Consider the following 11,060-nt stretch of genomic DNA (forward strand, 5'->3'; position numbering starts at 1 on the left):
ACACTTTTGTATTCTCATCAACGAAATAGTGAACACATGCTATGGATTTGATGCCTGCAATGCAAGAGGGAAGTCATAGACTTCCCTCAACTTTGCGGCATCCATGCTAGCTATTCCTGTTTGTTTTATGCTTTTCTACAATTTTAAAGTTGTAGACGCTTTACATCTTCTTAATTAAAGATACCTTTAATAATAAAGAAGAAGACAATTGATAGACCCGCACCAGCAGGTAAAGTCACAACCCAAGATACAACAATATTGCGCACTACACCGAGATTAATCGCCGCAATACCACGTGCCATGCCTACGCCTAAAACTGCGCCCACTAAGGTTTGCGTAGTTGAAATAGGTAAACCAGTACCGGATGCAATAACGACTGTTGAGGCGGCAGCTAACTCTGCAGCAAAACCACGGCTTGGTGTTAAGTGAGTAATGTTTTTACCGATAGTTTGCATTACACGCTTACCGAAGATCGCTAAGCCCATCACAATACCCACAGCACCAAGGGGTAAAATCCACCAGACTAAAGCAGATTTAGCAGCAATCTCACCGCCACTATTCACAACAGAAACGACCGCCGCTAATGGGCCAATGGCATTTGCAACATCGTTCGAACCATGGGCAAAAGCCATACAACAAGCGGTAACGACCATAAGAATAGCAAACACTTTCTCAACGTTAGCGTACATTGTTTGACGGCTGGTTTTATCACTCATTTTTAAACGAGAAATTGCTACCTTACCGAAAAGACCCACAGCTATCGCTACTGCGCCGGCTAACAAATAGGCATCAGCACCCTTAAGGTTGATACCTACATGGCTTAATCCCTTCAAAATAGTCACTAATGCCATGATAAAGCCTGCAAATGCCATATAGAAAGGCACATAGCGTTTTGCATTGCTCAGAGGATCATCAGTGTTAAAAATGAGTTTTTGGGTGCTTTGGAACAGGATAAATGCGATAAAACCAGAAATTGCAGGGGTAACGACCCATGAGCCAACAATCCCGCCTACTTTATCCCAAGAGACCGAATCACTCCCGACACCTACCGCAGCAAAGCCGATAATGGCACCAACGATAGAGTGAGTTGTTGATACTGGCCAGCCTAGGGCTGAAGCCACGACTAGCCAAATACCTGCAGCAAGCAGCGAACCTATCATACCGTAAACCAGTAATTCAGGTGTGTCCGTGAAGTAATTGGGATCGATAATTCCGTTACGTATCGTACTGGTGACTTCGCCACCGGCTAAATAAGCACCCGCGAATTCGAAAATCATCGCGATAATAATCGCTTGTTTTATCGTGATTGCATTTGAACCGACGGAGGTTCCCATCGCATTAGCAACGTCATTCGCGCCAATACCCCACGCCATGAGAAAACCAAATGCAGCCGCAACGGCAATAAGCCACGGGCCATTGGTGACTAAAACGTTAGCCACCTCAATACCTGCATCAACCATATTGATACCTTGATAACCTTATTTGTTAAACGCGAGCCAGCATAAGCTCAAGACGCGAACCGACGCGTTCGGCGAGATCTGCAAGACCACCGACCCATTCAATCGTTTTGTAGAGGAACATCACATCGACAGGATTCAATTCAGATTCCAAGGTAAATAACTGACGGCGTAACTGAATTTGTAGATCATCAGTGTCTTCTTCGATGATATCGAGTTCGTTGATCATTTTTGCCACTAAATCCACTTCACGACCGCGGAAACCTGTTTCTAATAGATCTTCGAGTTCGTTAATGACTTCTTTTGCTAAACCTACTGCATCGATACAACGTTGTAGATAAGCAATAAAAGGGACTTGCATGACCTGAGGGATTAACAGTTGACGGCCGATTACACGACCAGAGATATCTTTTGCTTTATTAGCGATTTTGTCTTGTTGAGTTAAAAGTTCCAATAAATCAGTGCGTTCTACCGGCATAAACAAACCGCTTGGCAGAGTGAGGCGAATTTCACGTTTCAGCGAGTCACCTTGCTTTTCTGCTAAACTAATTTGCTTGCGTAGTTGAACTGCACTATCCCAGTTACCTGTGATAGTGGCTTCGAAAAAGGGGACCAGTAACGATGCGCAATCGTAGACTTTGTCCATGTGCTCTTGAAGAGGCTTAATTGGCGATTTTGCAAACACGCCCAAAATAGAGTTTACTGGCATTGCCGTTTACCTATTTAGATTGTTCCATGATTGGAAAAAGCGGGCGCATGTTAACCTATGCGTCCGCGTATTGAAACTGTGTTTTTTGAAGAAAAAACCACAGCTTTATTCTAACGGGTTATATACCAACTGCAAAACCAAATCCTACGGGTTTTTTATGACACATTTGTGACATTATGAACCAAAAATGACGCATTGATGAATATTTGATGACAAAATGAGCGGTTACGCAATGAGTGCTGAGATAGAATTAAAACTGTTTTTCCTGCCTAAATATCAAGATTTCCTGATAAATAAATTAGATAGCCTCGATAACGCTATCCCTCAGGGCCAACGCCGTTTGGTCAATGGCTACTTCGATACTCCTGATCTACAGTTGCGAAAATGGCACATGGGATTAAGAGTACGAGGCTACGATGCGCATAAAGAACAAACCATCAAAACTGCAGGGCAAGTGGTGGGCGGGATCCATTCCCGCCCAGAGTATAATGTCACTATTGAGGGGGATAGCCCTGATTTAAGTTTATTCCCTGCTGAAATTTGGCCTGTAGATGCGGATTTGCTCACAACTCAGGCCCAACTTTCCTGTGTATTTCACACCGATTTTTATCGCCGAGCTTGGCATATTCAGGTTGGTGGTAGCTTAGTTGAAGTGGCGTTGGACACCGGAGAAATTACAGCGAATGGTAAGCAGGAGGCTTTGTGTGAATTAGAGTTTGAGCTACTCAGTGGTGAAACACAGGCTTTACTTACTCTTGCTTCTGAAGTCGCCAATGTTGTTCCTGTTCGTTTGGGCAAAGCGAGTAAAGCGCAGCGGGGATATCATCTTGCGGGCAAATCTACGCCATTGGCTTTAAGTGCGTTAGCATTTTTGCCTCTGCCAATCCCGGAGGAGGTGAATCTTCATCAATCCCATCAGCAAGCATTAACGACTACTTGTCAGGTTTTACTTGAGACAGCACTCGAGCGTTGGCAACTCTTAGAAGGCATGATTGTAGAAGAGCAAGATAACGAAGCCTGCGTGGCGCTTTGGTGGCGGATGAGAGCTTGTATTCGCTTGCTACGAATGACCTTAAATCAGTTTGGGTTACTTGATGTCAGATTGTCACATCTGTTTACCCATATCGAAAAGCAATTAGCTTTTATTGAAGAAGCGCAATCCCTGACGGCATTGCTCGGCAGTCAAAAATGTTTAATGACAAAGCTGACGGACAATATGGCACTGACACGGCAACTACAGATACGATTAGCCGCGCTTAAGTTGGCTGAACAGTTGCCCTTGTTATGGCAGCAAGTTGAATATGGGCAATTGCAGTTAGCTATTGTTGATATTTTACTTGGTGTCAGTGCAGGGCGTATTCCATTAATGGGTAGGTTAGATTTGCGGCAGCACGCTGACTGTGTTCAGCAAGCCTCTTGGCAGGCGATACTCGATATTATGTCGCCTGATAAGTCGATGGATTGTGATGACTATTTGCGGGTATCTCCTGTTTTGGATGAAGGGCTACTTGTTGGGCAGGTATATGGCAGTTTGTACGAGGCTGAATCTCGCGACGCTTTTCGTGCCCCTTGGCAGGATCTTGTACTTGGAGTTAAAACATTAGCTAACTATCGCGTCTTAAATTTGACCGCACAGCAGCTAGGTATTGATTTAAGTGAGTGGCTTGAAGATAAACAGCAAAGCTTATTATTTGCGATGGAATCATCAAGACGTAATGCTATGCAGCAAAAAACATATTGGTAGCAGAGCGCAGTTTAGGTGGGTAAAAGGGCTTAAAATTGAGCCCTTTTTATTGAGATTTTTTCAAACAGAAAATTATCATTTTTTATTTTCTAAGGCTTGTCTTAACTCTGTAATTTGCTGCAACATTTTAGTCTGATTTTCTTCAATTTGCTTTTGGTTCTCTTCCATCCTAAGGAGTGCGAGTTCAAGCTCAGACTTGATTTCGGCCTTATGGGCATCCTGACGTTCTTGCTGCTCTGTTTCATCGGGTGCGACAAATACCGATGCCATATAACCTGAAATAACCCCGAAGAAACTGACGCCGCTAACAATAACCAGACCACCAACAATATGCCCGACTGTACTTACCGGATAATAATCTCCGTAACCTACGGTAGAAATAGTCACTAGAGCCCACCAAATCGCCTGTTCAGCCGTTTGAATATTGGCACCTTCAGTGCCACTTTCAACAATTAAAATAATGATGGAAGCGAAGGTAAGTATTGTTACCATGGCAACTAATAGACTGGCTAAGGTGGCTTGTTTTCGTTGTTTTATCAGCGGTAATAGCAGTGAGCTACTCATGCGGATCAAACGGATCACTCGTAGGATCTGGAAAACACGCGCGATACGTAGTGCTTCTATTGCTGGAATGCTTGCAATAAAGTCAATCCAGTGATGGCGTAGATAAAACGTCTTATTGCGAGCACGGAATAAACCCACAAAAAAGTTGGCCATAAAAATCAGACAGACACTGGTATCAATAAAAAAGAGTAAACGATAGGTTTCAGTGTCGAGTCGGACAAAGGTCATGACGAGGACGATGATCACCGACAGTAGGGATAACAACATCATCGCCAGCTCAATAGGTGATGGGCCATTAAGCGAACGGAGCGACCATGGTGTTTTATCTGTCATGGTAAACATGATCCCTTTAAAGTGCGATAAATCTCTAAAGTAAAAGACTTTATGCTACGAGTAAATTGTGTTTGTGATAAATGGCGTCTTTATCACTTAGCAGACTGTGCCTGTCATCAAATCATTGTCAAGGTAGGATGTGCTAGGTCTTATCCACAAAATGCACTAGATCATCGAGTACACGACGTTTTATCTCAAGTTGCGCCTCAGCACTTAGCCCATATTTTTTGGCGAGTTGAACATAGTCATCGGCATTGAGTGATACGGTGAGGCGTGGTCGGGTCGGGCGTTTGGATACACTTAAACCTAAAATGGTACGGATTTGGTCAGAAGGACTCACACCTGCATCGAGTGCCGCTTTACGGATGGAGTATTGAAATTTTTCATCAAGATCAAAAGCGACTTGAGTTGCTTTTGCCGCCTGTTGATTTTTTAGCCATTGTTCGGGAAGTGGATTTTTTGTTTTACTCATTGCGTATTACCTATTGCTATCAACTGGTTGCATCACGCTTTCACGCTGGCGTTAATTATACAAGGAGTGTATTGAGATTAGCGATAAAGTGCGTGCCACGCACTTTATCTTATTCTAGCCGCTACTTACTAGGCCAGTATTCCCTAATATCAGTAAGAGGGCGGTATAGGGTCAATACCACATCGGTATCGCCACCTTCATAAACTTCAATTTCGATTGCACGGCTCTCATCATCATTGAGTAGCAAGTAATATTCAAAAGGTTCGCCCGTATTGCCATTAGCATCTTGGGGTGGCTTTAGGCCTCGGTAATCTTCGCGGTGGAAATAACCAAAGGCGGCAAAAGTCACTTGATGGTATTGCTTTCCAAGCCATTGCTCAAGTTGAGTATTAAGTTCAGATGATAATACCTGAGTGGCTAATTCGGCGTGTCCAGGCTCATCGAATATGGTGCTAAATTGTTCTAAATCAAAGATCTGTTCAACTTGGTTACGGGTGATCTTAATGGACAACGCGAGGTAGGTTTCATCGTCTTCTTCAATACTTAAATAAATGGTATCGCTACCATGCCCCTTAAGCACCCATTCGGCTTGTTGGCTACGCTCGAACTCATAGGTGTTAACAGCTTCGACTTTAAGCTGTTGACCTCGTAATTGTGTTGGTAGGGCAAAACTATCATCCATTGAGATCATATCACCCACATTAAGCTGGGATGGATGATTGAGCTCACGTTGTGGTGGCGTTTTTGTACCAAAAATACTGTTAAAAAATCCCATATTCACTCCTGCTGACTTTGCCTGTGTGCTGCGTGATAAGCGAATAGCTGCGGATAATCACTGACGAAGGTGAGCTTATTTAATGGTTGAAACAAAAAATGCCGAGTTCAATAGGGGGTGATGATCCCATCGATACTCGGCATTCGGTCACTCTTTACTTAGCTTTTGCGAGCCTTGATCCTGTCAAGTACTGCATTTGCATTGGATTTTTGCTCACCGATGCCAGCTTCAGCTAACTTAGCTTGCAGTGATTTATCGCTGCTTTCTTCAGCTAAAGTTTCTGCGGCTTTTAGCCTGTCATCAAACTGTTGTTGACGTGCTTTGATACGCTCTAATGAATCTTTTGCATTCAGCAGTTTAGAGTTGCTTGAAGCAAAAGAGTCGGTAATCGTTGCCGTGGCTTTTTGAACGCTTTCAGTGGTTTTAACCATGCTCAACTGACGTTGATAATCAGACAGTTGGCGTTCGGTTTTTTTCACTAAATCTTTCAAGCGTGCAGCATGGGCACTAAAGCTATCGTTTGCACTTTGTTGCTCGGATAACTCTTGATCCAACTGTGCAATCTTCTCTGCAATTTCAATCGCGAGAGGTTCATTACCTTTATCCAGCGCTTGAGTTGCATAGCCTTCGTGTTCAGCAATAGAACGCTTCAAACGATCGATTTCACGACTGGCCTGCATTTCTTTTGCCATCACATCGGTCAGTTCGCGTTTAGCGTTGGTTAAGTGTTTTTCGGCGTCACGGATTTCCTGCTCGAAAATACGGGTTGAGTTTGCGTCAACGATGCTTTGGCCAACTTCGGTGGCACCACCGCGAAACGCTGTTAAAATTTTATTCAGAATGCCCATTTTGTGGCTCCTTATTTCAGATAGTCGACCAATTCATCAATAACTTCTAAACAGTTATCAGATAAAACTGCTAATTCTTGCTCTATTTCAAGCATGCTAGATTGTAGTGATAGCGCGCCGTAAACTACGTATTTGTCATCGATTTTTGCAAAGGCTGACAAAGGCATTGGAATGTTGAGCTCTAGCATAGTTTCAAACATTTCACTGCGACGTTCTTGGTTTACTTCATTCTCGCCCCACAGGTAACTGATGCAGAGAATTTGGTTATCCGTTACCGATACGAATACCGGGATTTCTTCACGGCCGACCACATTCACTTGCAACACTTCTACTTCGCCATCAATCGGATAACAATCAAATTGAAAGCCTGTTTGGCTGTTATTGCCAAGACTGTTGAGGTGATTGGCAAGGGTATGGATATTCATATTTGTCCTTATTGACATATTATGTCTGTGTTCAAAGATAGCACCAAGACATAATATGTCAAGCACTATCTTTCTCCGTTAAAAAAGATCGATTCCTTGGTTTTCAGACCAAGCCTGTAAATGGTAGTGGTACAACTGTAATGAGCCTAATTCATTGGGTTTTATATTGACAGCATCCAGATAAAAGTTAGCTGGAAACTCAAATGCGCCCTTCACAAGTCCTAATGTGAGCCAATCATCTTTGATAGGGAATTCCGTTAACTGCGCAAGCCTGTACTGTGCATCCCTTCCACCCGCAGTAGCAATGCTCCATCCCCATTCGCCAAAGCTGGGGACATTATGGTGATATTGCTTAACGTCAAATCCAGCTACAACTAAGGTTTTTGCCACTGAAATAAAGGCCTTAGGAGCATGATAAGGCGAGGTTGACTGTACAGTCAGTGCGCCATCACTGCTCATTAGTTCCTTTAATTTACGGTAGAAATAATCTGAGTACAGCTTATTGAGATCGGGGTGGCTCGGGTCGGGTAAGTCCACAATAATGGCATCGTATTTAACGCCTGTGGCAATTAGTTTATCGACGCCGTTAAAGGCATCATCATTGATGATTGTGACACGGGGATCATTCAGTGCGTCGCCATTTAATGCCAGCATAGCTTGAGTTAAATTTTCAGGCATATCTGTATCGGGTGACTTAAATAACTTAACCAGATCAGCATCAAGATCGAGTAGGGTAACCTGCTCCGGTTGCCAACGCAGTACTTGTTTTAATCCAAGCCCGTCACCACCGCCAATAATGAGTACTTTGTTATGGCGGGCACTGGCGGCGAGTGTGGGATGCACGAGAAATGTATGGTAGATGTGCTCATCTATGCTCGAAAATTGTAAACGGCCATTGATATATAAAGCATATACAGGTGCTAATCCATTACCCCGTAGGCGTTCAGTAAACGTCAGTTGTTGGAATCGAGTTGCCTTGCTATAAACCACTTTATCTTTATAAAGCAGATTGTTAAATTCTTGCTCCCAGCGTGGGCCGTGTATCGCTAACACCAACAAGACGCCTGTGACAACAAGATGCCCGATTAACAGCAGTTTAGCTTGGCGGATTTTCGGCCAGAATCGCCAGATAAACACAAAACCCGCTAATAGGTTAAAACTGGCGGTTAAGGCGGCGGCGAGCTGAATATCAATGGCAAGCATAAAACCCACCCAAATGGCGGCACCTATGCCTGCACCTATGTAATCAGCACCATAAATAGTGCCAGCATTATGGAGCAAATGTTCATCAGAAAGGGATTGGCGTACCCTTGCGATAAGGGGGATTTCCATACCAATCATCAAGCCTAGCAACACACCCCACATATAGGGTAAGTATTCACTGAGTTTTTGCAGCGTACCTATCACACCGCCATCCGGTAATTGATCCGGTGGTAACCCTAATGTACTTGCAATGATTAAAGGCAGTTGTTGACCAAAACCAATCACCGCCGCGGTGATTAAAATGGCGAGTGAGCCACAAAGTGCGACTGTGAGTTCTAATATGACAAAACCGGTAAAGGCATCTCGGATTTTACGTGCAGCAAAGGCCCCCAATCCCATAGAAACGATCATCAAGCCAATCATAGTGTAGATGGCCGCTTCTAATGCACCTAAAATACGCCCCGCATAATGTGACAGTAGATATTCGTAAATCAGGCCGCAGCCTGCTAATACGGCCATAATGCCCAATAATAGGACATCGTCAAACCAACCTAAGCGGCTAGGTTTAGCCGCTAAGGGAGCTAAACTGTTTTCTTGCATTCGATTAGGCCATCAGTGCCGTAAGAATAAGCGCGATAGCGATACTGATCGCCATTTCTACTGCAGCAATACCAATATTGTGCTGTCTTTCCACTTCATTAGCCAAATCGATGCGAGCCAAGACTAATTTTTTCACCACAAATATCAGTAGTGAAAGCACAATCAGCATAATGATTGAAAATACCAACCAGCCAATCACATTTGTTACGTATGCTGTTGGATTAAAAATAATAAAATGACTTGCGGCATTAAAGCTCAATGCCATTGCAATCATGTAGCCCGCGTGGCGAATCGCCAGCGCAGTGTGTCCTTGTTCGAGCGCATGTTGCATAGAAGAGTCTTGGTTGCGGCTTGCAAAACGGTTTTCACGCCAGCGAGTCAGTAATACTAGCATTAATTGCGAAATCGCAAATGCACTGAAAATTGCGATGAAAGTATCGACCGTTAAATCCTCAGCCCAGAGCAAAACAGCGCGGATAATAATGGCGGTCGCAATGGCGGCGCTTGCATCAACGATGGCAACAGAAATATTTCCTTTAATGATTTGCTGATTTTTATCCAGTTCATTTAAGGCGATTTTATCATGCAAAAAACGTCCGAGCTTGATTAGTACTAAACCAAACAGTCCATAGGCGATCATGCCTATCGCCTCGGTCATATAGGAGTGAGCTGCTGCCCCTGTTATTGCCCCAGTTAATACAATGCCGAGAGCCGCAACTGCGCCAGCGGTACTGATACCAAAGGCAAAATTATCTCGCTCGGCGAGTTCTTTGCTGCTATTAACTTTTACACTCCAGCCTTGCAAATAACGCATTAAGGTTAGCAAGATAACTGCAATAGTAAGATCGATAGCGAGTATCGTGACTAGCTCTGATGTGATACCGAAATCCTGAAATAGTGTCATTGGAAATCCTTAGTTACTTGCCCCGGCGCACACTGCGGGTCGTACGATTGCTGGAATTACGGAAACTACTGTCTTTAGAATAGTTTGAACGGAACTTACTGCTTGAATTATTCGCAGAACTTTTACTCGCGCTCGTTGTATTGGCTTTGGGTGTACTCGTGCTTTCACGGGATAATGCTGTGGCTCCTGTACGTGGTTTCGCATAGGGACTATCAAAAAGCTTACCTTGAGAGTCAAATCGTTTTTTAGTTCGTTCAAATGTTTTCGCTTGGGCATCGGCTTGCTTTGGTGAGGTATAGCGATAACGGCCTACGTCATTGTAATAACTATAGCCACGATTACCTGACCAGCGATCATAGGCAATGGGACGATTAAAAATATTTGAGAACATGGAATACATGCCGTACCAAGCCCAAAATGACATACCACTGGAATCGGTTTGCCAACTGCCGTAGGCAGGGTTACCAACAAGTTGGCTACCAGGGCCAAAGTCTTCTGCGCCATTGGCTAATGCTGCGGCTTCACGGCTAATCGCATTTACGCGGGCGAGCTTACCCTCGGACATATCGGCAACCACGTTAACGGGATCGGACAGCATATCGTTAAACAGGCTCGGATCTGCCGCTTGATAGAGGTTTTCAGCTTCGGCTAATTGCTGATCGAGATCGGCAAAATTTGCCGCATTTTTAGACTCTTCTAAGCGACGTTTTAGTGATGTATACATAGGCCCTTTGGGGCCTGAATCCTTCGCTAGTTCATCAAGCAGTGGTGCTAAATCGGGTTTTTGCTGTTTTAACAGTGTGCTGTATTGTTTTAGCAGATTGGCGTTACGCAATTGCCCGTCATCGAGCATAGTGCCGAGCGACGCGAGACGCTGCTCAGTGAGTTGTTGATACTTAGCTATTTTATCCGGTCTATCATCACCACATCCCGTCAAGGATAAAGTCACCGTAATCAAGAGTATCGATATGAGAACATGCCTTAGCATTCCTGCCATGTTGTCTCCAAAAGGGTTGAAATAAAACT

The 11,060-nt window shown here is 44.0% G+C and carries 11 protein-coding genes; 1 reads left to right on the top strand and 10 read right to left on the bottom strand.

Translation table 11 applies throughout. From position 1 onward, the window contains the following. Positions 1-170: 170 nt before the first annotated feature. On the bottom strand, positions 171-1,460 hold the full coding sequence (locus SPUTW3181_RS04380; protein ID WP_011788224.1) for an inorganic phosphate transporter: 1,290 nt from the start codon (positions 1,458-1,460) through the stop codon (positions 171-173). Positions 1,461-1,485: 25 nt separating this feature from the next. Further along, positions 1,486-2,166 carry a TIGR00153 family protein gene (locus tag SPUTW3181_RS04385; protein ID WP_011788225.1) on the bottom strand — a complete coding sequence of 227 codons (681 nt, stop codon included), beginning with the start codon at positions 2,164-2,166 and terminating at the stop codon, positions 1,486-1,488. Positions 2,167-2,398: 232 nt separating this feature from the next. Between SPUTW3181_RS04385 and SPUTW3181_RS04390 the strand changes: the two genes are divergently transcribed. Beyond that, entirely contained in the window at positions 2,399-3,910 is a 1,512-nt protein-coding gene (locus SPUTW3181_RS04390; RefSeq protein ID WP_041407990.1) for an inorganic triphosphatase, read from the top strand. 75 nt (positions 3,911-3,985) lie between these two features. Here SPUTW3181_RS04390 and SPUTW3181_RS04395 read toward each other — a convergent pair whose 3' ends face one another. The 8 genes from SPUTW3181_RS04395 to SPUTW3181_RS04430 form a co-directional block, all read right to left on the bottom strand. Continuing rightward, entirely contained in the window at positions 3,986-4,807 is an 822-nt protein-coding gene (locus SPUTW3181_RS04395) for a potassium channel family protein (RefSeq protein WP_011788227.1), read from the bottom strand. Between the two features lie 142 nt (positions 4,808-4,949). Beyond that, positions 4,950-5,279 (bottom strand): hypothetical protein, encoded by a 330-nt coding sequence (locus tag SPUTW3181_RS04400; protein ID WP_011788228.1) that lies wholly within the window; start codon positions 5,277-5,279, stop codon positions 4,950-4,952. Between the two features lie 121 nt (positions 5,280-5,400). Further along, positions 5,401-6,054, bottom strand: a complete 654-nt coding sequence (locus SPUTW3181_RS04405; protein ID WP_011788229.1) for a DUF4178 domain-containing protein — start codon at positions 6,052-6,054, stop codon at positions 5,401-5,403. Positions 6,055-6,212: 158 nt separating this feature from the next. Then, complete coding sequence (locus SPUTW3181_RS04410; RefSeq protein ID WP_011788230.1) at positions 6,213-6,902, bottom strand: PspA/IM30 family protein; 690 nt, start codon at positions 6,900-6,902, stop codon at positions 6,213-6,215. Between the two features lie 11 nt (positions 6,903-6,913). After that, the gene (locus SPUTW3181_RS04415) at positions 6,914-7,327 is read right to left on the bottom strand and encodes a YjfI family protein (protein ID WP_011788231.1); all 414 of its coding nucleotides are present in this window, start codon (positions 7,325-7,327) and stop codon (positions 6,914-6,916) included. A 78-nt stretch (positions 7,328-7,405) separates the two neighbouring features. After that, entirely contained in the window at positions 7,406-9,130 is a 1,725-nt protein-coding gene (locus SPUTW3181_RS04420; RefSeq protein WP_011788232.1) for a polyamine aminopropyltransferase, read from the bottom strand. A 4-nt stretch (positions 9,131-9,134) separates the two neighbouring features. Next, entirely contained in the window at positions 9,135-10,034 is a 900-nt protein-coding gene (locus SPUTW3181_RS04425; RefSeq protein ID WP_011788233.1) for a DUF350 domain-containing protein, read from the bottom strand. A 13-nt stretch (positions 10,035-10,047) separates the two neighbouring features. Further along, a complete protein-coding gene (locus tag SPUTW3181_RS04430; protein WP_011788234.1) occupies positions 10,048-11,031 on the bottom strand; it encodes a hypothetical protein in 984 nt (327 codons plus the stop codon). Positions 11,032-11,060: the final 29 nt, after the last annotated feature.

Source organism: Shewanella sp. W3-18-1, from assembly GCF_000015185.1.
Lineage (GTDB): Bacteria > Pseudomonadota > Gammaproteobacteria > Enterobacterales > Shewanellaceae > Shewanella > Shewanella putrefaciens.